Below are 24,673 nucleotides of genomic sequence, written 5' to 3' on the forward strand. Positions count from 1 at the left end.
TTTTTTATGACGAAAATTATTATTGTTGATGATCATCAACTATTCCGTGAAGGGGTAAAACGAATTTTAGATTTTGAAGATACATTTGAGGTTGTTGCTGAAGGTGATGATGGAGCAGATGTAGTAAATCTATATGAAAGAAATCAGCCTGATGTAGTATTAATGGATATTAATATGCCTGGCAAAAATGGTGTAGAAGCGACAGCTGACTTAATCGCAGAATACCCGGATGCAAAAGTAATGGTGTTATCAATTCACGATGACGAATCATATGTAACACATGCTTTAAAATCAGGTGCTTTAGGCTATATGCTAAAAGAGATGGATGCCGATGAAATCGTGGAAGCGATTAAAGTCGTTTCAAATGGTGGTTCATACTTGCATCCTAAAGTAACGAAAAACTTGGTAGCGGAATTCCGCCGCTTATCTGAGCACGAAAATAAAGGGAATTTCCACCAAACAGAAATTCGCCGTCCATTCCACTTATTAACAAAGCGTGAATGTGAAGTGCTTCAATTACTTACAGATGGTCAATCAAACCGTACAATTGGTGAGACGCTTTTCATCTCGGAAAAAACGGTTAAAAACCATGTATCAAGCATTTTACAAAAAATGAATGTAAATGACCGTACACAAGCCGTTGTAACAGCAATTAAAAACGGCTGGGTAGAGGTTCGATAAAATTATGTAATGATAAAACAGAGAGCCAATTTGGTAGCTCTGTTTTTTTATTTGCAATAATATTTGGTACGTTGCGTTAATAAAGCTCATAGTTTTGCTAATTTTCCCAGCTATATTTACTTCGATTATCACCAATATAAGAAACATCTGTGAACAACTTTCGTCTATATGTGTTATAGATGCTTAAGAGAATGTTCGGGACATCGAATTTTAGATAGTAGTATGCTAAAATATTTTGCGGGAGGTTTGTGAAAATATGAAAAAGTGGTTAATAGCTGTCCTGTCGATATTTGTACTTGCAGCTTGTGGGGACGAAAAAGACGCATCACCGGAAAAATTGCAAAAAACGATCGATGAAGGTACGGTTGGTTTTGAAATTTTAGGTGATTCAATTCAGGAAGCTACCGGAGTTCCTGAGGAAGAAAAAAAGAATATTATATCTGCTTTTGATGAATATATAAAAGCCTTTAATGAAAAGGATTTAGAACGTTATAAAAATATTATTTCAAAAAATGCTAAAGGCTTCAATTATGAGGAAGATATCCAAGCCGTATCCGCAGTATTTAATCAATATGATGTAAAGCGTACAGCAGAAGATATAACAATTGTAAACTACAGTGAAGAAGAGGCACAGGTGTTTTCCAATTTAAAGACTGAAACAAAAGAGATAAAAACAGGTGCTGAGCTTTCCGGGGTTGGTCGTCAAGTAACTGTATTTATGAAAGAAGACGGCTGGAAAGTATCAAGCATTTATTATATTGGCAGTGAATAATAAATTTTATATATACATGAAGAAACATCTTGCGAAAATGATCGCCGAGATGTTTTTTTCATATAACAAAAATGCGATGAAACAGGGAAGTTCTCTTCAGAAAAGGCATTTTTTCGTTCACAATTACATAGAGTTCATGTAAACTAGTGAACATAGGAGAGTGGGAGAGCAATGAAAACAGCAATTGTGACAGATAGTACAGCCTATTTAACACTTGAAGAACGAAAAACGTACAATATTCATATGATTCCATTGAGTGTTAATATTGAAGGAACGTTTTATGATGAAGAAATTGATATTACAGCTTCTGAGTTTTATGACCGAGTGCGTGGTGCTAAAGAATTCCCTAAAACAACACAGCCATCAGTCGGAAAATTCGTTGAGCTTTTTGAAACAATAGGAAAAGAATATGATGAGATAGTAACTATCCATTTATCAAGCGGCATTAGCGGAACTTTCCAAGGCGCTGTACAAGCAAGCGGTATGGTGGAAGGAACGAAAATTTACGCATTTGATTCGGAAGTTGCGGCATATTTGCAAGGAATGTACGTGAAGGAAGCTGCTAAACTAGCTTTGGAAGGTGCATCAGGGGAACAGATCATTGCTCACTTAAATGAATTGAAACATACGATGGATGAATACATTATCGTCGACGATTTACAGCATCTGCAACGCGGCGGTCGACTATCGGCAGCAGCGGCATTAATTGGTGGCTTACTGCAAGTAAAACCAATATTAACATTTGAGAACAAAGTAATTGTCCCATTCGAAAAAATTCGTACACGCAAAAAAGCAATACGCCGTGTAGAAGAGCAATTAGCATCAGCAGTAGAAAAGCATGGTGCACTTCAAGCAGTAGTTATTCATGCCAACTGTGAAGATGAAGCTCGCGAATGGATGGGCACACTAGCGGATGCTTATCCAACAGTCGATTTCACGCTTAGCTATTTCGGTCCGGTAATCGGCACACACTTAGGTGAAGGTGCTATTGCAATCGGTTGGATGAAAAAGTAATGAAACTATGCACAAACAGTCACTACTAATTTATTGGTAGAGTGGCTGTTTTTTTATTTGGAGGAGAATTTGAGGCGGCAAGTAGAACCTGGGCTTAGAAAAGTAACCTAGGCATTAGATATTAGAAAACTTTATTTAGAAAGTAGAAACTGAGCGAAGAGAAGTAGAAGCTGTTGAGCAGAAAGTAGAACGTGAACAGGGAAAAGTAGAAACTGCAGGGTGAAAAGTAACCCGTGCATTTGATATTAGAAAACTTCATTAAGAAAGTGGAACCTGATCTCAAAGAAGTAGAAGCTGTTGAGCAGAAAGTAGAACGTAAACAGAGGAAAGTAGAACCTGCGGGTGAAAAGTAACCTGGGCACTAGATATTAGAAAATAGCATTTAGAAAGTAGAACCTGAGTCTAGAAAAGTAGAAGCTTTTGAGCCGAAAGTAGAACGTGAACAAGGAAAAGTAGAAACTGCGGAGCGAAGAGTAACCCCGACATTTGAAATTAGAAACTTCATTCAGAAAGTAGAACCTGAGTCTAGAGAAGTAGAAGCTTTTGAGCCGAAAGTGGAACATGAACAAGGAAAATGAGAAACTACTGCACGAAAAGTAACCTGGGTACTAGATATTAGAAAACTTCATTTAGGAAGTAGAACCCGAGCTTAGAGAAGTAGCAACTTCTGAGCTGAAAGTAGAACGTAAGCAGGGGAAGGTAGAAACTAGATCTTGAAAAGTAGCCCTAGCATTTGATATTAGAAAATATCCTTCAGAAAGTGGAACCTGAACTAAGAAAAGGGGAAGCTTTTGAGCAGATAGTAGAACTCGAATAGAGAAAAGTAGAAACAGCAACACGAAAAGAAACCCGGTCAATAGATATTTGAAAATTTCATACAAAATAATCCGTAAAGGAGCGAAAACTATGTCCACAACACCTACACCAATTATTAAAAAGCATTACCGATTATTCCGTCCCAATGCAAACTCCAATTCCACCGCCGCATCCAACTCACAAAAACCTACCCTCTACTATGGGTTCATCCCGGAACCTGCGATCGAGAATTTCTTCACTGGTCGAATTTGGTCGCGTCGCAACACCCCATTTCCACAAGCTAAAATCGAATCTTATATTAAACGGGGATATTTTGAAATCACTCCTGCTGTTACTACAAAGCCCAAACTAAAATGCAGGCGTTGTATAAATGAACAACGGCAAAAATTTATTTCCTTTCACTGTGCTAAATGCGAGAAAACGTGTCATTATTGCCGGCATTGCATTACAATGGGGCGCATGTGTAGCTGTGATGAACTGATAATTTGGAAAAATGAGCAGCCCCGCTCTCGAATTCAGAAATCCCATGTTGAATTTACTTGGACGGGAAAACTCACGGCTCATCAGCAAAAAGCCTCAAACGAACTCACGACAAGCATACAGCATAACCGCAACCATCTTATTTTCGCAGTATGCGGCGCTGGCAAAACAGAAATCCTTTTCGCTCCCATTTACGCATCACTTAAAGCAGGAAAAAGAGTTTGTGTAGCAACACCGAGAACGGATGTAGTGCTAGAGCTTTATCCACGCTTCCAGCAAGTCTTTCAAAATATTACGATTCATGCACTATATGGCGGGGCACAAAATGACACACAATTTGCGCAGTTAATACTTGCAACGACACATCAGCTTTACCGATTTGAAAATGCATTTGACGTGATGATTGTGGACGAAGCCGATGCATTTCCTTACACATATGATGAAGCATTGCAGCGTGCAGTAATGAAAGCGAAAAAAGCTGACGCACCAATCGCCTTTGTGACCGCCACCCCTTCAACAAAACTACTCATTCAGCAAAGAAATGAAAAATGGGGTTACTCCTTTATCGCACGAAGATTTCATGGACATTTACTACCTGTCCCACGGTATCAGGCACTTTGGAATTATGAAAAAGCATTTCACAAACAACAAATCCCTCAAAAACTCAAAGGATGGGTAGAACAACGGCTTCAAAATCATCAGCCATTCCTAATTTTTTTCTCGACGATTGAATTAATGGAACAAGCGACACCCCTATTTCAGGAAATCGACCCTACAATTGAAAGTGTCCATTCAGAAGACCATGACCGAAAAGAAAAAGTATTACAATTGCGCAATGAAGAAAGGAAAGGTTTATTGACGACAACGATATTAGAGCGCGGAATTACGATAAAAAATGTACAAGTAGCAGTCGTTGGATCGGAAAATCCAGTTTTCACCTCCAGTGCACTGATTCAAATTAGCGGGAGAGTCGGACGGAATGTGAAGTATCCATCAGGTGATATTGTATTTTTCCATCATGGCATTACGATGGAAATGGATCAGGCGCGCAAGAAAATACTGGAGATGAATCATTATGAATAAACCCATTCAGCATTGCTTACTTTGTGAACGTGAACTAAACCAAAGTTTTGGATGGGGAGAGCTTCTCAGAAATACATTAACCCAGACAATTTGCCCCCGTTGTGAACAACGCTTTCATCGAATCGAACAGCAACAGGAAGAAGGAGTTGTGTCTTTATACCATTATAATGAAGCGATGAAAGATTACTTGCACCGGTATAAATTTCTGCATGATATTGTTCTTGCTCATGCATTCAACCGAATTCTCCATGAACAACTCAAAAATGAGAAACGGATTATTATCCCGATTCCAATGCATCCGGAAAATTTAAAAATAAGAACATTTTCCCACATTGATGAATTACTCAAAGCAGCCAATATTCCCTTTGCTCACCATTTAAAGAAGCTTTCAAATGAGCAGCAAGCGTTAAAAACAAGAGAGCAGAGATTGCAGACACCACAGCTCTTTGAAGTTGTGAATGCAAAGGCAATAAAAGATCAAACTTTACTCTTAATGGACGATATTTATACGACAGGTACAACTTTAAACCATGCGAAAAGGGCGTTACTGCAAGCTGGCGCAAAAACGGTGGAAGGCTTGACACTGATCCATGGCTAACAATGACTACCTTTAAAAGAGTTTGGAAAGTTGTCATTAAAAATGACAGAGCAATATGTATAATGAATAAAGAGAGTGTTGAAAGAAATAGGAGGAGAACTATGGCGGAATTAAGGAATTGCCCTATGTGTGATTCGTTTTTCAATTATACAGGCTTAAGAGAGGTATGCCATAACTGTGCGCAAAAGGAAGAGGATATGTACCAAATCGTCTATCGCTTTTTACGTAAGCGTGAAAACCGAGCAGCGAATGTAGACCGGATTATAGAAGCGACTGGGGTCGAACGTGAAATGTTATATAAATGGGTGAGAAAAGGTCGTTTACACCCAGCCGTATTCCCAAGTCTAGGCTATCCATGTGATAATTGTGGTCATTTAACAAACAAAGGTAAACTATGTGAAAAGTGTCAAGGTGAAATGAAATCAGAATTACGCACATTTGAAGCAGCCCAAGAGTTTCGCAATGATATTAAACGCCGTGACCGCACCACATATCTTTCAGACAAAAAATAATGTCTTAAAACGAAGTCGTTTCAATAGGACTTCGTTTTTATTTTTCATAAAATAAGCTTATAACTTTAATACATTCGTAGTGTTTTTTCGAATAAAGCATAAACAATTCAATGAAGTAGTCGAAATAAAGAACAGACAATGCTTTTAATGAAAGGGAGGTCTATAAAATGAAAATTAATCCTATTAATGTTCAGGCGATCAATACTTATAATAAGCAGGCTCGTCCGGTGAAAAACGCAGAGACTCCAAAAACTTTTGCAGATCATATTGAAATATCATCAAAAGCAAAAGAAATGCAGGCATCTTCAACATATGCCAATGAACGTGCAGAGCGTGTGAAACAAATTAAAGAAGATATTGATTCAGGAAATTACAAAGTAGACGCGAAAAAAGTTGCAGAGGATATGCTCAAATTTTACCGCGGTTAATCAAAAAAATAGAAATAAGGAGCGCTTAAATACATGTCAATTGCCAATATCGTCGCCACGTTGGAAAAGCTAGAGAAAATGCATAAAAGTCTACTTGAGCTAGCGCTTGCGAAAACGGAGTACATTAAGCAAGGTGATATGGAAAAGCTTGATCAGCTCATAAAAAATGAACAGGCACATGTAGCGGCAATTAATACACTTGAGCAACAGCGTCAGTCGATGGTAACGGATTACCTCCGAGCAAAAGGAATTGCTCTCACTGACACACCGTCTGTTGCCGATGTAATCAATGCTGCTGAAAACAGTGAAGTAAAAGAAGCATTAGTAAGTGTACGCGAGCGTTTAGTTACCTTACTTAATCAGCTGAAAATGCAAAATGACTTAAATCAAAAAATGGTGCTTAATTCGCTACAATTTATTAACGTCACATTAGATGCGATGCGCCCACAGCGTACAGAACAGTTCAACTATTCCGGAGCTGAAATACGTGGGAATTCAGAAATTACAAAACGATCGTTCAATGAATTTAAAGCCTAATCGCATGTAAGCTTCCGCATGCAGCGGGAGCGATACATGCGTTTTTTGATAAAAAACCGACATAGACAAAGGCAATGTTCGTTTTTATAACACACCACTGTTTTTCTAATAAATACTAAAAAACATACTTAAAAGGGAGGTCCTACAATGCGTTCAACATTTATGGGACTTGAGGCAAGTAAGCGTGGCCTATACACACAGCAATCAGCACTTTATACAACAGGACATAATATTTCAAATGCCAATACAATAGGCTATTCTCGTCAACGAGTTAATATGGAGACAACACCAGGATTTCCAGGTACTGGCTTAAATACCGGGAAAACAGCTGGGCATATCGGAACAGGGGTGCAGGCAAGCTCTGTTCAGCGGATTCGGGATGAATTCGTGGACCGACAATACCGTCAAGAAACGAATAAATTGGGTTATTGGCAATCGACAACAAAGTCAATTTCGCAGATGGAAGATATTATGGCCGAGCCTTCAGAGTTTGGGATTAACAAAGCGTTTACGGAATTTTGGAAGTCGATGGAGGATGTTATTGACGACCCTAAAGATACAGCAGCTCGTAAAGTAATGATTTCAAAAGGACAATCATTAGCTGATTCGTTCAACTATATGGATACCCAGCTGAAGCAAATTCAAGGGAATATTGGGAATGAGATTAATGTTGTAACGGATCAAGTAAATAGCTTACTGAAGCAAATTGCAGATATTAATAAGCAAATTCAAACAGTAGAGCCAAATGGATATATGCCAAATGATCTTTACGATACGCGTGATGTTTTAGTCGATCAATTAAACGATATTATTCCTGTTTCTATATCTTTGGAAAAATCAGGCGGTAATGCACTAGCAATCGCTGAAGGAAGTATGACAATAACGTATAAAGATGCGAGTGGTAATTCAATTGATTTAGTGCGAGGGAGAGAGTTTGGGAGTTTGTCATCGGTAGGACCAGATCTAGATGCTACAGGCAATCCGATTCTTGATGGTGCAGGTAATATCGTTTATAAGGAAATCGATGGTGACGTGGACAATTCACAAACAGCAGGCTATTCACCGTTTTCTCATATTGTGATGACAAGTGTACCTATTAAATCTATAAATCCAGCGTATAATCCAAATGCTAAAGATCCGAATCATGCGGATTATGATCAAAACTATAGTGTTCCGGAATTTCTTTACCCACGTAATGAAAAGAACGTGAGTCATAATGCTCTTGAACCAAGTAAAGGCAGATTAGCTGCATTAATCGATGCTTATGGTTATGAAGATGCAGCTAAAAATGTGCAAGGGACTTACCCTGAAATGATGAAAAAAATTGATGGATTGGCAAAAGAAATCATTGATCAATTTAATTCAGTCCACTCAGGTGGGGTAGATCTTACAGGACTACAAGGAGTTAACTTTTTTGGTGGAACAACTGCAAGAGACATGCAGGTGGCAATTACTGATCCAAAACAAGTTGCCGCAGCAGGTGGGTTAGAACCAATAATTGATCAAACTACCAATACCCAAGCTGTGGATCCTGTAACAGGATTACTAATGTTTAAAATAGAAGAAGGTAACAATAAAAACATACTCGGCCTTTCCGCATTGCAATCAGCTGTTTTAGGTAATTTACAAGGTGGCACATTCCAATCTTATTACAAATCACTAATAGGAGAACTTGGTGTAAAAGGAAAGCAAGCAGTAACAAATGAATACAATTCAACAACGTTACATCTACAAATCGAAAACAATCGTGCATCTCATAACTCGGTGTCGCTGGATGAAGAAATGACAAATATGATTACATTCCAGCAAGCATACAATGCGAATGCACGTATGATTACTGTGATCGACGAAACATTGGACAAGATTATAAACGGCATGGGCCGCGTAGGTTTATAATATAAAACATGCTAGGAAGAAGGGAATAATACGATGCGCGTAACACAATCGATGCTCTCTAGTAATATGCTTCGTAACTTAAATAATAGCTATAATAAAATGGCGAAGTATCAAGAACAATTAAATTCGGGTAGTATTATTAATCGCCCGTCTGATGATCCAGTAGTTGCGGTAAAAGGAATGGGATACCGTGTTGATTTAGATAAAAATCAGCAATATCAACGAAATTTGAACCAAGCTAATACCTGGTTGGATGGTACTGATGAAGCTCTCGACCAAGTAGGAACATCACTAATCCGTGTGAAAGAGCTAATCATTCAAGCGGCAAATGATACAAATACACCTGAGGATCGTCAAAAAATTAATGAGGAAATTAGTCAAATCAGACAGCATCTTCAAGATTTGGGGAATACAAAGGTTGGAGAAAACTATATCTTCTCGGGAACCCATACAAACGATCCCCTATTTGTAAATGATGCAATTAATCCAAAGTTTACTCCAGTTCCTGATAGAATAGCTGTCCCTAACGCACCTTTAGTAGCAACAGAAAAATCAATTGATATTAATGTTTTTGACGGAATCAAGATGCAAATCAATACTGAAGGTGTTGGACTGTTTAAAGAAATAAACACATTTATGACAGGACTGGAAAACCTTTTAAAAGATAATACGACAACAGGTACAGATATTGGAAACGCACTAGGGGTTGACTTAATAGCGGGAGGAAATCCAGCTATTCCGGGCCTAGACTCACTAAATGAAAAAGTATTAGTGAAGCGAGCAGAAGTTGGTGCAAAGCAAAATCGTGTTGAATTAATGGAAAGTCGACTTCAGATGCAGGAAGTCAATGTAACAAAGCAAATGTCATTAAATGAAGATACAGATTATGCAAAAACAATTACAGAAATGGTAACGGCTGAATCTATCCACCAAGCGTCTTTATCTGTTGGAGCTAAGATAATACAACAGACCCTAGTAGATTTTATTCGTTAAATAAAATTAACAAGGTTTTGGACGAAAGTGAAGCGACAAACGCATACTGTTTTAAATTTATAATACTTTCAAAGCGTTTGGACATGCTCCAAGCGCTTTTGTTAACAGAAGGGAGACCTTATAATGCGATTTCCACAAATTCAAATTTCGACAACTGATATACAAATGGATTACAGAATAACAAAGCCATTTCAACAAATTAGACAGCGACCAGCAGATTTGAAAATTTCACAACCTGCTGCAACAGTCCAAATTAATACAACAAACGCCAAGCTAGATATTAATATGGATCAAATGTGGCGAGATTTAGGGTCGAAACCAGTTGGTGAATTTATTAAAGAATATGCACAAATGGGAAGGCAAGAAATGTTGAAGGGAATGTCCAGACGAATGGGTGAAGGTCGTCAAATCATGATGAGTGCTGGAAAGGATCAAGGCCGTGCTATAATCCAAAACATCTCCAAGCAAAATCATGGCCCAGAACGTCCAGGTCCTTACAATATTAAATTTATTCCGTCGATTGGCTCAGTGAAAGTAAATATTACACCGGGAACAACAGACGTAAATATCGAACGCAATGCACCGAAAATTGACGTAAAGGTGAACAAGCCACAAATGGACTTCACTTATGGAAAAGTAAGTGGCAAAATGATGGTTAGACCAGATGTGCAAATTGACGTTATCGGCTAAAAGGAGCGGAATCAATGAACATTCAAACAAAATTTTTAGGTGAAGTAGAAATAAACCAATCTGAAATTATTACCTTTGAAAACGGTTTACCAGGTTTTCAACAATATACGAAATACATCCTTTTAGGGCTAGATGCTGATTTACCTATTGCCTTATTACAATCGACTGAAGACGAGCAAATTGGCTTTGTTGTAGGGTATCCATTCGCCTTCAAATCCGATTATGCCTTTGATTTAAGTGAAGAAGATAAAGAGCAGTTACAGTTAGAAAAAGAATGTGAAGTAGCTACATATACAGTCATTACATTAAAAGAAAACTTCTCGGAATCTACTATAAATTTACTTGCACCAATTATCATTAATACGAAACAAAAGCTGGGCAAACAAATTGTCCTACAGGATAGCGAAAAGTACCCATTGCGTTATGAAATCGCTATAGCTAAAGGAAGTGGAAAATAAATGTTAGTCTTAACACGAAAAAAAGGCGAAACAATTATGATTGGCGACCAAATTGAAGTGAAAGTTATTTCCGTTGATGGGGACCAAGTAAAGTTGGGGATTGTTGCTCCAAAGTCTGTTAAGGTACATCGTTCGGAAGTGTTTGAAGCGATTCAGCAGCAGAATAAAGAGGCGTTGGCTACTTCGGTGAATGTGTTGAAGCAGTTTAGATTGAAGAATTAAATGTAGAAGTCTTATTATGAAATAAATATATTTTTCTGTTATAAGGATTTTTTAGGACCTTTTCAATTATAATTTTTGTCCAAATGGTCACTTCTTAGAAAAATAAAAAATAATTTATTTAAAAACTATTAAACATTTCAAACTAGTTACGATATATATTATGTAAGGCAGAGGTACTAGCCAATGCTAAGCTTTCCCACAAGGATGTGGGTCATATAAAAACAATTCAAGGAGGAATTCCAAATGAGAATTCAACATAACATTTCAGCTTTAAACACACACCGTAACCTTGGTTTCAACAACGCTCAAGCGTCTAAAAACCTAGAGAAATTATCTTCTGGTTACAAAATCAACCGTGCTGGCGATGACGCTGCTGGTTTAGCAATCTCTGAAAAAATGCGCGGACAAATCCGTGGTTTGGACATGGCTCAAAAGAACGCTCAAGATGGTATTTCTTTAATCCAAACTGCTGAGGGTGCATTAAACGAGACTCACGCGATCTTACAACGTATGCGTGAATTAGCTGTGCAAGCTGCAACTGATACAAACGAAGATAAAGACCGTGCAAAATTACAAGCAGAGGTTGATCAATTAGTAGAAGAAATTGATCGAATTGCAGGAAATACTGAGTTCAACAACATGAAAGTATTAGACGGTTCTTATTCTAGTAAAAAAATTCACATCGGTGCTAACGCAACTCAAAGTTTAGATGTTGAAATTGGTTCAATGGGTAAAAATGCATTAGCTTTAACTGGTGATAATGCTAAAATTTCAACACAAGCAAAAGCTGATTCAGCGATTACAAAAATTAATGATGCATTAGAATCAGTTTCTGAGCAACGTTCGAAACTTGGTGCTTGGCAAAACCGCCTAGAGCACACTATTAATAACTTAGGTGCTTCTAGTGAAAACTTAACAGCTGCTGAATCTCGTATCCGTGATACAGATATGGCGAAAGAAATGATGGGCTTCACGAAGAACAATATTTTAATGCAAGCTGCTCAATCTATGTTAGCGCAAGCGAACCAACAACCGCAAGGCGTATTACAATTATTAGGTTAATCTTTAATAAGTTAAAGCGTTTGGGAATTTCCCAAACGCTTTTCTTTATGTTTTTGAAAGTTTGACGATAATAATGAAGAGGTGTGAAAATGAATGAATATATAATAAATAAGACAATTTCAAAAAGTGGGCATGAAATTATAGAAGTCAACGGTTTTTTGTTACACAGTAAATATAATCCTATTAGAGAAGCAGAACAATTTGTTGAAAAAGAGTATAAGGAAAATTATCTTCATATTTTATTTGGATATGGAGTCGGTTATATAGCAAATATATTGAAAGAAAAACTTCCGGTAGATGATTTTATTATAGTTGAACCGATAGAAGAGTTAGTAAATGATGAAAGTATATTACATACAAATATTAGTGATATAAAAAATAGAATTACAAAAGGATTAGTTAATAAAATAAAAGAAATAAAGGTAATATGTAGCCCAAATTATGATAAGATTGCTCCAATTGCTTATAAAGAGTTATTAGAAATAGTTAAAACTAGTCAAGTTTATAATGCTGCTGATATTAATACGGTTCAACTGTATTCGTATGAATGGCAGGAAAATTATTGGAAAAACTTAATTTATGTTTTACAGGACTCTTCGCTAAGTGTATTAGAAAAAAAATATAATAGTCCAGTAATTATTGCTTCAAGTGGGCCATCTTTAGATAAGCAATTGGGAAAACTTAAAGAAATCAAAGATAAAGTAATCATTTTATGTGCGGGTTCTACTATTAATCCATTAATTAAAGGTGGGATAGATCCGGATTATATTGTTACGGTTGACGGTTCGGAAGCAAATTATGGTCATTTTAAAGATATAAAAACTACTGCAACATTATTATATTGTTTAATGAGTAAATATAAAATCCAAAAAGAATATAAAGCCAATAGGGTTCCTTTTTTAGCTAACGGAGATGGAAATTTTCAAGGGTTCCTTGAAGAAGAGTTTGGAAAGTGTGTACCAATTGTTAACGGTGGGATTTCAGTAGCGAACTTTACATTTACAATTGCCCAATACATAACCTCTGGACCGATAGCCTTTATTGGACAAGATTTGGCTTATACTAATAATTTAAGTCACTCAGCAGCTAATAAATATGTAAAGAATACTAAAGATGAAGATAATTTAATAGAGGTAGATGGCTATTATGGAGATAAAGTAAAAACTAGTTATCCGCTTTTATTTATGAAAAATAATTTTGAGGAATTAATAAAACTATCTAACCATGCGGCCCCTATTTATAACTGTACTGAAGGAGGAGCCCGAATAAATGGTATAAAACAAATTTCATTTGATAATTTTATTAAAGAATTTGTTGATAAAGCGAATACAAAAAATTCTATAATTTTTTCTAATGAACAAAGTTCGCTGAATAAATTAGATAATATTTGGTGTGAACATTTAAAAAGATTGGAGAAATTAAAGTTAGATATAAACAATGCAATTTATTTAGTAAAGGAAGTAAAAAAGAAGGGAATATTTCCTAATAGTGCAGTAAATAAATTAAATAAAATTGATAAAAAAATTGAAAAAGTATGTGAAGAAGTATTGTTAAGTCATATTACTCAGCCACTTGTAAAAAATATATTAAGTTTATATAAAGAAGTTCAAAATGAAACAGAAATTCAACAGTTTGAAAGAATATGTAATTTAAATATGGCATTATATAAGGGTTTATCTGATGTAGTTGCTTTTTCGGAACAGTTTTTAAAAGAATCACTAACTATTTTAAGGGAAGAAAAGGGAGATAATAATGAGTGAAGTATTAGAATTAGTTGAGAGTTACAATGAATATTTGAGTACACTACCAAAAGGAATCGAGTATATTTATACTAGTTTAAGAAACAAAGAAGTAGAACAAGCTTTAGAAGTAATTAAAAATTTTTCTGAAGGTTTAATTTGGCTTGAAAGCGCAACAAAAATATTGAAAAATGATAATGATGAAGTGAATATCTCATTAAATGAAATACTACCTTATTTAGAAGAAGTTAATAGTGCTATTGAGAAAAATGATTTTTATTTAGTTGCAGATATTTTTGAATACGAAATATTAGAGTATTGTAAAAAAATAAAATTTATAAATTTATCTCAATAGTGTAATTAGGAAGTGAATACAATTGAAAATTTTAGTCACTGGGGCCGATGGTTTTATTGGCTCCCACTTAACAGAACAATTAATACGTGATGGACATGATGTACGTGCGTTTTGCTATTACAATTCTTTTAACTCCTGGGGCTGGTTAGACCATGTATCTCAAGAAATTAAATCACAGCTGGATGTATTCACAGGAGATATTCGTGATCCTTATGGTGTAAAAGAGGCAATGAAGGACTGTACGCATGTGTTAAATTTAGCAGCCCTTATTGCGATTCCATATTCGTATCATTCGCCAGCAACCTATGTAGATACTAACATTAATGGTACATTAAATATCGTACAGGCGGCACGTGAGTTAGGTGTTGAAAAAGTGGTCCATACATCTACAAGTGAGGTTTATGGAACAGCACTTTATGTTCCGATTGATGAAGACCATCCATTACAAGGGCAATCGCCTTACTCAGCATCAAAAATTGGTGCCGACCAAATGGCGTTATCCTTTTATCGCTCATTTGACACACCGGTAACTATTATACGTCCGTTTAATACTTATGGTCCTAGACAATCTGCACGTGCAGTTATTCCAACGATTATTAGTCAATTAGCGAATGGGATGGATACAATTAAGCTAGGTGCAATTAGCCCGACGCGTGATTTTAACTATGTAAAAGATACGGTTCAAGGATTTATTTCTGTTATGAATTCTGATAAGTCGAATGGAGAAGTTATTAACATTGGCTCAAACTATGAAGTCACTATTGGTGAAACTGCTGAAATGATTGCCGATATAATGGGTGTAAATTTAAGAATTGAAACGGATGAACAGCGCTTACGTCCAGATAAGAGTGAAGTAGAGCGTCTTTGGGCTGAAAATAAAAAGGCGAAGGAACTGCTTGGTTGGGAGCCACGATACGGAGGAAAAGAAGGATTCCGTCGGGGCTTAGGGGAAACAATTGAGTGGTTTACGAATCCAAAAAATCTAACTCAATATAAGGCAGATGTATATAACATATGAATAAACAATGGATGCAATTTGTAGAAGAAGTCAAAGGAATATATGGTAAAGACTTTGTTCCTTTACACGAACCAACATTTAACGAAAAAGAGCTAGAATATGTAACTGACTGTGTGAAATCTGGCTGGGTGTCGTCAGTAGGTGCATATGTCACTCGTTTCGAAGAGGCCTTAGCGAAATTTGTGGGTGTAAAGCGTGCAGTTGCCGTTGTAAACGGTACAGCAGCACTGCATATTGCATTAAAGGTAGCGGGGGTAGAGGCAGATGACGAAGTGCTGATGCCGTCGCTTACTTTTATTGCTACAGCAAATGCAGTGTCTTACTGTAATGCCATACCTCATTTTGTCGATGTACATGAGGAAACATTAGGTATCGATCCGTTTAAATTAGAAGCTTATTTATCTGAAATCTCAGAAGTGCGAAATAATGAGTTATTTAATAAAAATACGAATCGCCGCATTAAAGCGTTAGTACCGATGCATACGTTTGGTCATGCTGTGCATTTGGATGAGCTTATTGCTATAGCTGAAAAATATCATATAGTATTAATTGAGGATGCAGCCGAATCTTTAGGTACTTATTATAAAGGCAAGCATACAGGTAGTTTTGGTAAAATCAATGCCATGAGCTTTAATGGCAATAAAATCATTACAACTGGCGGTGGCGGTGCGATTTTAACCGATGATGAAACACTTGCTGATTATGCTAAGCATTTAACAACAACAGCAAAGGTGCCCCATAAGTGGGAATATGCACATGATGAAATTGGTTATAATTATCGTATGCCTAATATTAATGCCGCGATTGGTTATGCACAATTAGAAAAATTAGAGCAGTTTTTAGTTCAGAAAAAAGCATTAGCTAATAAATATGAAGAACTTGTAGCTCATTTAGATAGCGTAACAATATTTACAGAGCCAGCACATAGTAATAGTAACTATTGGCTACAAACATTGAAATTAGCAGATTCGTTAAATCGAGATGAAGTGTTAACGTTTTTAAATGAGCAAGGTATAATGAGCCGTCCGATTTGGCAGCCAATGCATGAGTTAGAAATGTATAAACATTGTCCAATTATGGATTTAGCTGTGACGAATGATTTGCAAAGACGGCTTGTAAATATAGCGAGTACGCCGCTAGAGGTGAAATAAATGAAACGTAAAATTTGTGTAGTAACGGGCACGAGAGCGGAATATGGTCTGCTTTCGAATGTTATGAAGCTAATTCAAGAAGACAGTGAGTTTGAGCTACAATTAATTGCTACAGGAATGCATTTGTCGTATGAATTTGGTTTAACCTATAAGCAAATAGAAGCAGATGGCTTTCAAATTAATGAAAAGGTTGAAATGCTGTTATCAGCAGATACGTCAACGGCTGTTGTAAAATCAATTGGCCTTGCAACAATTGGGTTTGCAGATGCCTACAAGCGGTTAAATCCTGAGTTAATCATTATATTAGGAGATCGCTTTGAAATGTTAGCTGCCGCACAAACGGCATTAATCATGCAAATCCCAATTGCACATATTCATGGCGGTGAATGCACTTTTGGTGCCTATGATGATGCAATTCGTCATTCGATTACAAAAATGGCTACTTGGCATTTTACAAGTACCGAAGGACATCGAAAACGTGTCATTCAATTAGGTGAGTTTCCAGAGCGGGTTTTTAATGTGGGGGCAATTGGAATTGATCATACGTTGCAATTAAATTTAATGGACCGATCAACAATTTATAAAGAGTTAACTATCAATGAAGATAAACCTTTCTTTTTAATTACATATCATCCAGAAACAAATGGCGATTTTATAGGGATAAATATTTTATTGGAAGCTTTAGCGAGTTATCAGTATGATTACCATTTTGTTTTTACTAAATCGAATGCTGATAATGGTGGCAGAGAAATTAATGAGCAACTCCAAGAATATGTTTTTGCAAATAAAGAGAACACACGATTATATGATTCCCTTGGGCAAGTGAGATATTTAAGTGCTGTGAAGGCTGCAGCGTTGGTTATTGGCAATTCATCAAGTGGTTTAATTGAAGTACCTTATTTAAAAACACCTACAATCAATTGCGGGGATCGACAAAAAGGAAGAGAGCGACCGGCTTCGGTAATTGATTGTGATTTGTCAATTAAATCTATTAAATCTGCTATTGATTATGCATTAACCAATGAGATAATGTATGAGAAACTATTTGGTGAGGGTCTTACAGCCAATAAAATTTATGAACAATTAAAATCTATTTCAAACTATAAAGTTCAAAAGGAGTTTTATGATCTATGACTTATATCATCGCAGAAGCAGGCGTCAATCATAATGGTTCTTCTGACATGGCGAAACAGCTTGTTGATATAGCAAAAGAAGCTGGAGCAGATGCTGTAAAGTTTCAAACGTTTAAAGCTGAGAATCTGGTTACGAAAAATGCCAAGCAAGCGGATTATCAAATCGAAAACTTGAAGGAATCTACATCGCAATTTCACATGTTGAAAAAGCTAGAGCTGACATTTGAAGAATTTACTGCACTTCGACAATATTGCGTGGACAAAGGAATAGAATTTTTATCGACACCTTTTGATTATGAAAGTGTCGATTTTTTATTCGATGATTTACAGATTAACACGGCAAAAATCCCATCAGGTGAATTGACGAACTCCCCATTTATTTATGCGATTGCAAAGAAAAAAAAGCCGATTATTTTGTCTACGGGAATGGCAACAATCGACGATATTCATGAGGCACTTAGCTATATTGCATTTGGTTTAGCGAATAAGACGGAGATGGAGCAAGTGGCAGCTTTTTATACAACACAACAGGCAAAACGATTACTTCAACAATATGTAACGATTCTACACTGCACGACAGAATATCCTGCCCCATTTGATACGATTAACTTACATGCCATGGCAACATTGCAACAGGAGTTCCGAGTATCAATTGGTTTATCTGATCATTCCGAAGGAATAGCGGTTCCAACAGCAGCGGTTGCATTAGGTGCAAAGGTTATTGAAAAGCATTTTACATTAGATAAAACTTTAGAGGGGCCGGATCATGTTGCATCTTTAGAGCCTCAAGAATTGAAACAAATGGTAAAGCAAATTCGAGAGGTCGAACAAGCATTAGGTAATGGTCATAAAGTGCCATCAGCTATTGAATTGAAAAATCGAATTCCGGCGAGAAAGAGTTTAGTAGCTAGAATGGCTATTGAAAAAGGAAAGCCATTTACTGCAGAAAATTTAACTGTAAAACGTCCAGGAAGTGGAATTGCTCCTTCGAACTATTGGGCATATCTTGGCAAACAGGCTGAAAAATCATATGAGCAGGATGAACTTATTAATGAATAAGTCGCTAATAGTTATTGGTAATGGTGGACATGCGGCTGTTTTAACTGAAACGTTAATTGCACAGGGGGAAATGATACTTGGCTTCACCGCTCCTACTGAAGAAACAAATCGGTTTGGATTGAACTATTTAGGTACAGATCAAGTCATTCACAATTATAATCCGAAGGAAATTGAGTTAGTATTAGGAATTGGAATGCTAAAACCTGCATCATTCCGTGAAGTACTATTTAAAGAATTTAAAGAAAAAGGTTATTGCTTTAAATCCGTTATTCATTCTGCCACAAACATTGCTCCTTCTGCAATTTTAGGAGAAGGTGTACAACTTATGTCCGGTGCAATTATTCAAACCGCTACTGTTATAGCCGATAATACGATTATAAACACAGGTGCAATGATTGATCATGATGGCATAATCGGGGCACATGTACATATTGCACCAGGAACAAAAATCTCAGGTGACGTTCGAATTGGGAATAGTACGCATATAGGAACTGGCACAACGATTATTCAAGGAATTCATATTGGAGAAAGTTGTCTAATCGGTGCGGGTTCTGTTGTAGTAAAAAATATGAAAAATCATACAAAGGCATATGGTGTCCCAGCAAAGGAAGTGTAATCAATTGAATAATTGGAGAAAAATCGTAGTAACGGAACATCAAACGCTAGTTGAAACAATGAAAACCATTGATCAAACGTCCTTACAATTTGCTGTCGTAGTAGATGATAATTACCGACTACTTGGAACAGTAACAGATGGTGATATCAGACGTGGTATCTTGCGTGGGGAAGGGCTGGATGTACCGATTACCGCGATTATGAATGATTATCCAATAAGTGCCAATAATGGTTGGAAATCTAGCGAATACAAGAGATTAATGAATGCCAAAAAACTAAAGCAGCTACCTATTATTAATAAGGCGAATCAAGTAATTGACATTTTATTTATTGATAAATTAGAAGCGCCTCTTAATGAGAATCAAGTGATTTTAATGCTTGGTGGATTAGGCACAAGATTACGTCCACTTACAAATGATGTTCCAAAGCCAATGCTAAAGGTTGGAAATAAACCAATTGTAGAGACGATTGTCGACGGTTTTAAACAATATGGCTATACAAACTTTATCTTTTCGGTGAATTATAAAAAAGAAGTGATCCAAAGTTATTTCCAAGCTGGTGAAGAATTTGGTGTGACGATTGAATATGTGGAAGAAGAAAAACGCATGGGCACAGCTGGAGCACTTTCATTACTTGAAAATCGACCAACCGTGCCCTTTTTTGTCATGAATGGTGATTTATTAACTCAAGTGAATTTTAACCAGTTAATGCAGTTCCACAATGAGCAGCAAGCGATTGCGACAATGTGTGTCAGAGAATATGAATTTCAAATTCCTTATGGCGTGATTGAGACGGCTGGCACTGATTTATTGACTATTAAGGAAAAGCCAGTTCATAGGAGCTTTGTAAATGCAGGGATTTATGTACTAAGCCCAGAAGTTTTTGATTATATCCCGACCGATACGTTTTACGATATGCCAACACTGTTTGAAAAGCTGATTGAGCATGGCAAAAAGACGTCTGTTTTCCCAATACATGAGTATTGGCTGGATATAGGGCGAGTGGATGATTTTGAACGTGCAAATGAAAAAGTTAAGGAGATGTCTTATGAAACCTAAAATTTTGGCAATCATTCCAGCTCGTGGTGGTTCAAAAGGGGTACCAAGAAAAAATATTCGAGACCTAGCAGGTAAACCATTAATTGCATGGACTATTAATGAGGCGAAAAAATCACGCTATATTGACAAACTAATTCTCTCATCTGAAGATGATGAAATTATTGAGGTGGCCAAACAGTATGGCTGTGAAGTTCCGTTTAAACGTCCACTAGAACTATCGCAGGATGATACGCCGGGAATTGCACCTGTTCTTCATGCAATCGAACAATGTCCAGGATATGATTATGTTGTACTGTTGCAGCCTACTTCTCCGTTACGTACAGTAGAAGATATTGATGGAAGTATTGAAAAATTGCTAATGAATGATGCCGATTTTTGTGTATCGGTTACAGAACCAGATAAGTCACCTTATTGGATGTACAACTTGAATGAGGGAAAGATGAGTCCATTAATACCACAAGGTGAGCTTGTTACACGACGTCAAGATTTACCAAAAGCTTATGCTTTAAATGGAGCTGTTTATGTTGGGAAAGTAGAAGAAGTACAACGATTTGGTTCATTTATTGTGGAAGGTACAATTGGGTATATTATGGGGAACGAAAAGTCGGTCGATGTAGATACAGAAATAGACTTATTAGTTTGTGAGCTATATTTAAGATGAAAGTTAAATAGAAAATTAGTGTTGAATACAAAAGTTATATGGGATTTTAAAGGCATATGTAATTAATTAGGAGGAAAAATGTGAGTTATATAAATAAGAATTATTGGGATACTTTTTATAAAAAAGATACAGGTTTAAGTGAAGCTTCAACATTCAGTGAGTATATTTTGAGGGAATTTTCTGGGATGCAATCACAATTTATGGTTATAGATTTGGGGTGTGGTACAGGGAAAGATAGCTTTTATTTTGCTAAAAATGGTTTTGAAACTATTGGAATAGATGGTTCCGAGGAAGTTACAAAAATCAATAATAGTAAGATAGATAACCTAATAAAGAATAGTATAAGTTTTCACTGTGCAGATTTAAGTGATCAAAATAATGTTGCACAATTATTAGAATCTTTTAATGAAAAGACAAAAGAAAGTAAAAAGCAACTTTTAATTTATACTAGATTCTTTCTACATGCAATTCCTGAAGAAGTTGAAGATATTATTTTAGAGAATTTATGTTCAAACATTGAAACACCATTTATATTTGTATCTGAATTTAGAACGAAAGAAGATGAAGTGTTAGATAAAGTTTATAATAATCATTATAGAAGATATGTAGAAACAGATAAATTATTATTAAAGCTTTTAGGAAAAGGATTTTCTATAAAAAACTTTACTAAAGGGCAAGGATTTTCAATTTATAAAAATGAAGACCCGTATTTAGCGCGTATAACTGTTGAAAAAAAGAAAAATGTTTAGGAGAAAGAAGTATGCTAACAAGTAACCATATCACAAATTATAAAAATCAAGTAGAAGGAGTTAAATCTTTATTAAATGATGGCTTAATAAAGGAAGCAAAATTAAAATTGGACGAATTTAAAATCCATAATGAAATGTATTATTCTTTATATTCAAATTATTTATATCTAAAGGGTGATTATGCATCGGGAATAAAATTATTGGAAGAGGCAATGGAAAAAATTCCTTTTTCATTCGAGATTACATATAATTTAGCTACTCTAAAAAGTGTAATAGGAGAATTTTTTGAAAGCTTAAAGTTATTTGCAATATGTGCTCGCATTGCTGTATCTGAAGAAAATAAAAAAGAAATTGCCCATCAATTGAACGTGTTAATAAATGATTTAAAACAGAATCCAAAGGTTCCAATTCAAGAATTATTAGATCACTTAAAACTAGCTGAAGAAATTATGAAAGAGGGTGATGAGCGAATCTATCCTCTAAATCGTTTCAATGAGAGCCTAGTGAAAAGAACTGTGGAGAATCGAGAGGGGGAGCTTTATTTTACAGAAATGTATAAAGCGATGCATATAACGAATGTAAATAATGAAAGCCGTTATTTTTTTAAAAATGAAATTATGCCTGGAGTAATAGCAGACTCATATAGTTTTAGGGTTACAAATAGAACAACATTACCGGTAGCATTATTTAAAGACTATGATGAGATAAAAGTGGAAGGGCCTAATGGTAAACTATCTTTTCCAAAAGATACTTTAGCTAATAATCAGTATAATTATTATACATTTACAGATCCTGGTTCCTATAAAATATATTCAGAAAAACCATTTTTTATTGGAAACCCAATTGATTTAAAACCTGAGAAAAAAAGTACGCAAGTTGTCTTGTCGATTTTTGTTGATGGACTTGCAAATACAGCAATTGAAAAGAACTTATCGGAGTTAATGCCAAATACATATAATTTTTTCTCTAGAGGTTACATTAATAACAATTGCTATACATCAGGAGACTGGACCTTACCAAGTGTATCAGCTATTTATACTGGTAAAACAACAATTAATCATGGTTTATACCATCCTACAAATCATTTTGAGCTAAATCGATATAATAGATTATTTACAGAAGATTTTAAGGAGCAAGGCTATTTAACAGCTCAAGTTAATAATGATTGGAGAGTAACACCTACATATGGTTATTTGCAAGGTATGGATCGTATAGTATATCAAACATCTTCAGGTGGATTTTGGGCAGGAGAGGTTGTTACTGAGGCAATTGAACATTTAGAAACATTTAAAAATAACAATCATTTTTTATGGGTTAGTTTAATGGACTTACACGATGTTGCGGATGAAATTAATAATGATTTAATGACTCAAGTCAATTTACCTGCTGAATATAGACAAAAGAAAAATCTTGGTCCGACATCAGTACTTTCAAAATATGATATTAATAAAATTAAAAAATATGATGTAGAATTAAAAAGAGTTGATCTCCACTTGTCTAATTTATTTAATTATTTGGAAAACACGTTTGGGATGGAAAATATTTTAGTCTCTTTAATTTCTGATCATGGTCAAACATATTTAAAAGAGGATGAGTACCTTTTACATGAACCTAAAAGAAAAGTTCCATTTATGCTTGCTGGTGGCAATATCAAGCCCCAAATTAGTCAAGAATTAAGTTCAATTGTTGATATTTTCCCAACGATGGCTAATATTGTTGGAGTGAATGTTAATCCTCAAGAAGGTAGAGTTTTAAAAGATTTTGGTGGTGAAGGTCGGGAGTATGCACTAACAGAAACGTTACATCCCAAACAACCATATTTAGTAGCTATAACAGATTCAGAACATATTTTCAGGTTTAAGACAAAAGAAAATGTAACAGATAATACCTTAATTGATTTAGAACATTACGAGGCAGTTTTATTGGATAAAAAAAATCTAACCAATGTGACAAAACAATATGAAGAAAAGTTAAAGGATTATTGTGATTTGGTAATTAAAAGAGCAAGTAAATTACAAATTTAGTTAATTAGTATTTAGTTAATTAGATATAATAATTATGAATTCGCGTTACTACAATAGCATCAGTGAATGATTGTGGTATAGATAAAAGGGGGGGACTGGTTATATAGACCTATAAAGAGAGTGGCTCCTTAAAGTTACTATAGCTTATTTGTTGGTATGAGTTCGTTTTTTACTTGCCACTATGCCATTATAATAACAATTTATACTTCTCAATTTCTTTTTTTAACTTGTTAGGGGACTAAGTGTACAACCGTATTCATATAAAGCTTAAGAATGACATGGCACTTCTGAGAGTATCTACTTAAGGAGGTGCCATTTTTATGGCAGTAGACAGGTAACAATCATCCCTGTAACATTCGGTTTAATCATAAAAACAGCCACGTTTCAAAATCCTAACTATCGCCTCCTACTCCAAGCTGTAGCATTTAAATAATGGTATATAAGCACATCATTCAAGCTAACTGGTACTTACGCATATTTGGTGTACATAATTGTCAAATGAAGTTTTACCATTAACTTAACACAATACCTTATTCTAAGATAAGCGAGGAAAAGTAGAGTCTGGCTTTTGTTACTGCGGTGTATTTGATGGATGTATAGGCTTTAGAAAGCAGATGAGCCATGATATTAAAATGGATTAATCTATTTATAAACAATAGACAATTATATTAGATTGTATCTATATAACAATTGTTGCACCCAATTGTTAGGTGTGTCTAAAAATTGAGTGAAGTTGAGAGTACGCTTCGTTTTATTTGACTTGAAGTAACATATTTATGTAATTTTAATTTCATTAACCTTGTATGAGGGGGCTTTGTAAAATCAAAAAGCTTTTACTTTTAGCAAGAACAAATTGAACTTTTGATAGA

The 24,673-nt window shown here is 35.6% G+C and carries 25 protein-coding genes; all 25 read left to right on the top strand.

Annotation, left to right across the window (positions count from 1 at the left end; all coding sequences use genetic code 11):
* Nucleotides 1–6 precede the first annotated feature (6 nt).
* Nucleotides 7–681 (top strand): response regulator transcription factor, encoded by a 675-nt coding sequence (locus MKY13_RS03150; RefSeq protein WP_191698686.1) that lies wholly within the window; start codon nt 7–9, stop codon nt 679–681.
* A 256-nt stretch (nt 682–937) separates the two neighbouring features.
* A complete protein-coding gene (locus MKY13_RS03155; protein ID WP_339215251.1) occupies nt 938–1,453 on the top strand; it encodes a nuclear transport factor 2 family protein in 516 nt (171 codons plus the stop codon).
* Between the two features lie 171 nt (nt 1,454–1,624).
* Nucleotides 1,625–2,467: a DegV family protein gene (locus MKY13_RS03160; RefSeq protein ID WP_339215253.1), complete on the top strand. Its 843-nt coding sequence runs from the start codon at nt 1,625–1,627 to the stop codon at nt 2,465–2,467.
* A 1,275-nt stretch (nt 2,468–3,742) separates the two neighbouring features.
* Nucleotides 3,743–4,846: a DEAD/DEAH box helicase family protein gene (locus tag MKY13_RS03165; protein ID WP_339216841.1), complete on the top strand. Its 1,104-nt coding sequence runs from the start codon at nt 3,743–3,745 to the stop codon at nt 4,844–4,846.
* A complete protein-coding gene (locus tag MKY13_RS03170) occupies nt 4,839–5,444 on the top strand; it encodes a phosphoribosyltransferase family protein (RefSeq protein ID WP_339215255.1) in 606 nt (201 codons plus the stop codon). The genes MKY13_RS03165 and MKY13_RS03170 overlap by 8 nt, the downstream gene beginning before the upstream one ends.
* Before the next feature lie 101 nt (nt 5,445–5,545).
* Complete coding sequence (locus tag MKY13_RS03175) at nt 5,546–5,956, top strand: TIGR03826 family flagellar region protein (RefSeq protein ID WP_339215257.1); 411 nt, start codon at nt 5,546–5,548, stop codon at nt 5,954–5,956.
* A gap of 167 nt (nt 5,957–6,123) precedes the next feature.
* Entirely contained in the window at nt 6,124–6,384 is a 261-nt protein-coding gene (flgM, locus tag MKY13_RS03180) for a flagellar biosynthesis anti-sigma factor FlgM (RefSeq protein WP_191698680.1), read from the top strand.
* Nucleotides 6,385–6,417: 33 nt separating this feature from the next.
* Nucleotides 6,418–6,921, top strand: coding sequence for a flagellar protein FlgN (locus MKY13_RS03185; RefSeq protein ID WP_339215259.1), 504 nt, complete (start codon nt 6,418–6,420; stop codon nt 6,919–6,921).
* Between the two features lie 147 nt (nt 6,922–7,068).
* Complete coding sequence (gene flgK, locus MKY13_RS03190; protein WP_339215261.1) at nt 7,069–8,817, top strand: flagellar hook-associated protein FlgK; 1,749 nt, start codon at nt 7,069–7,071, stop codon at nt 8,815–8,817.
* A 33-nt stretch (nt 8,818–8,850) separates the two neighbouring features.
* Complete coding sequence (flgL, locus tag MKY13_RS03195) at nt 8,851–9,810, top strand: flagellar hook-associated protein FlgL (protein ID WP_191698677.1); 960 nt, start codon at nt 8,851–8,853, stop codon at nt 9,808–9,810.
* A 123-nt stretch (nt 9,811–9,933) separates the two neighbouring features.
* Nucleotides 9,934–10,500 (top strand): DUF6470 family protein, encoded by a 567-nt coding sequence (locus MKY13_RS03200; RefSeq protein WP_339215264.1) that lies wholly within the window; start codon nt 9,934–9,936, stop codon nt 10,498–10,500.
* Between the two features lie 14 nt (nt 10,501–10,514).
* A complete protein-coding gene (gene fliW / locus MKY13_RS03205; RefSeq protein ID WP_339215266.1) occupies nt 10,515–10,958 on the top strand; it encodes a flagellar assembly protein FliW in 444 nt (147 codons plus the stop codon).
* Nucleotides 10,959–11,180 (top strand): carbon storage regulator CsrA, encoded by a 222-nt coding sequence (csrA, locus tag MKY13_RS03210; RefSeq protein WP_339215268.1) that lies wholly within the window; start codon nt 10,959–10,961, stop codon nt 11,178–11,180.
* Nucleotides 11,181–11,423: 243 nt separating this feature from the next.
* Nucleotides 11,424–12,242, top strand: coding sequence for a flagellin (locus MKY13_RS03215; RefSeq protein WP_339215270.1), 819 nt, complete (start codon nt 11,424–11,426; stop codon nt 12,240–12,242).
* Nucleotides 12,243–12,331: 89 nt separating this feature from the next.
* The gene (locus MKY13_RS03220; RefSeq protein WP_339215272.1) at nt 12,332–14,002 is read left to right on the top strand and encodes a 6-hydroxymethylpterin diphosphokinase MptE-like protein; all 1,671 of its coding nucleotides are present in this window, start codon (nt 12,332–12,334) and stop codon (nt 14,000–14,002) included.
* Nucleotides 13,995–14,336 (top strand): hypothetical protein, encoded by a 342-nt coding sequence (locus tag MKY13_RS03225; protein WP_339215273.1) that lies wholly within the window; start codon nt 13,995–13,997, stop codon nt 14,334–14,336. The genes MKY13_RS03220 and MKY13_RS03225 overlap by 8 nt, the downstream gene beginning before the upstream one ends.
* A 22-nt stretch (nt 14,337–14,358) precedes the next feature.
* Entirely contained in the window at nt 14,359–15,354 is a 996-nt protein-coding gene (locus MKY13_RS03230) for an NAD-dependent 4,6-dehydratase LegB (protein WP_339215275.1), read from the top strand.
* Complete coding sequence (locus MKY13_RS03235) at nt 15,351–16,505, top strand: LegC family aminotransferase (RefSeq protein WP_339215277.1); 1,155 nt, start codon at nt 15,351–15,353, stop codon at nt 16,503–16,505. Before MKY13_RS03230 ends, MKY13_RS03235 begins: the two co-directional genes overlap by 4 nt.
* A complete protein-coding gene (gene neuC, locus MKY13_RS03240) occupies nt 16,506–17,639 on the top strand; it encodes a UDP-N-acetylglucosamine 2-epimerase (RefSeq protein ID WP_339215279.1) in 1,134 nt (377 codons plus the stop codon).
* The gene (gene neuB, locus MKY13_RS03245; RefSeq protein WP_339215281.1) at nt 17,636–18,697 is read left to right on the top strand and encodes an N-acetylneuraminate synthase; all 1,062 of its coding nucleotides are present in this window, start codon (nt 17,636–17,638) and stop codon (nt 18,695–18,697) included. The genes neuC and neuB overlap by 4 nt, the downstream gene beginning before the upstream one ends.
* On the top strand, nt 18,690–19,313 hold the full coding sequence (locus MKY13_RS03250; protein ID WP_339215283.1) for an acetyltransferase: 624 nt from the start codon (nt 18,690–18,692) through the stop codon (nt 19,311–19,313). The genes neuB and MKY13_RS03250 overlap by 8 nt, the downstream gene beginning before the upstream one ends.
* A gap of 4 nt (nt 19,314–19,317) precedes the next feature.
* Entirely contained in the window at nt 19,318–20,370 is a 1,053-nt protein-coding gene (locus MKY13_RS03255) for a nucleotidyltransferase family protein (RefSeq protein WP_339215285.1), read from the top strand.
* A complete protein-coding gene (locus tag MKY13_RS03260; RefSeq protein WP_339215287.1) occupies nt 20,360–21,031 on the top strand; it encodes an acylneuraminate cytidylyltransferase family protein in 672 nt (223 codons plus the stop codon). Before MKY13_RS03255 ends, MKY13_RS03260 begins: the two co-directional genes overlap by 11 nt.
* 80 nt (nt 21,032–21,111) lie before the next feature.
* The gene (locus tag MKY13_RS03265; protein ID WP_339215289.1) at nt 21,112–21,780 is read left to right on the top strand and encodes a class I SAM-dependent methyltransferase; all 669 of its coding nucleotides are present in this window, start codon (nt 21,112–21,114) and stop codon (nt 21,778–21,780) included.
* Nucleotides 21,781–21,791: 11 nt separating this feature from the next.
* Nucleotides 21,792–23,804 carry a sulfatase-like hydrolase/transferase gene (locus tag MKY13_RS03270; protein ID WP_339215291.1) on the top strand — a complete coding sequence of 671 codons (2,013 nt, stop codon included), beginning with the start codon at nt 21,792–21,794 and terminating at the stop codon, nt 23,802–23,804.
* Nucleotides 23,805–24,673 lie beyond the last annotated feature (869 nt).

It is taken from the genome of Solibacillus sp. FSL W8-0372 (genome assembly GCF_037969735.1).
Classification (GTDB): domain Bacteria; phylum Bacillota; class Bacilli; order Bacillales_A; family Planococcaceae; genus Solibacillus; species Solibacillus faecavium.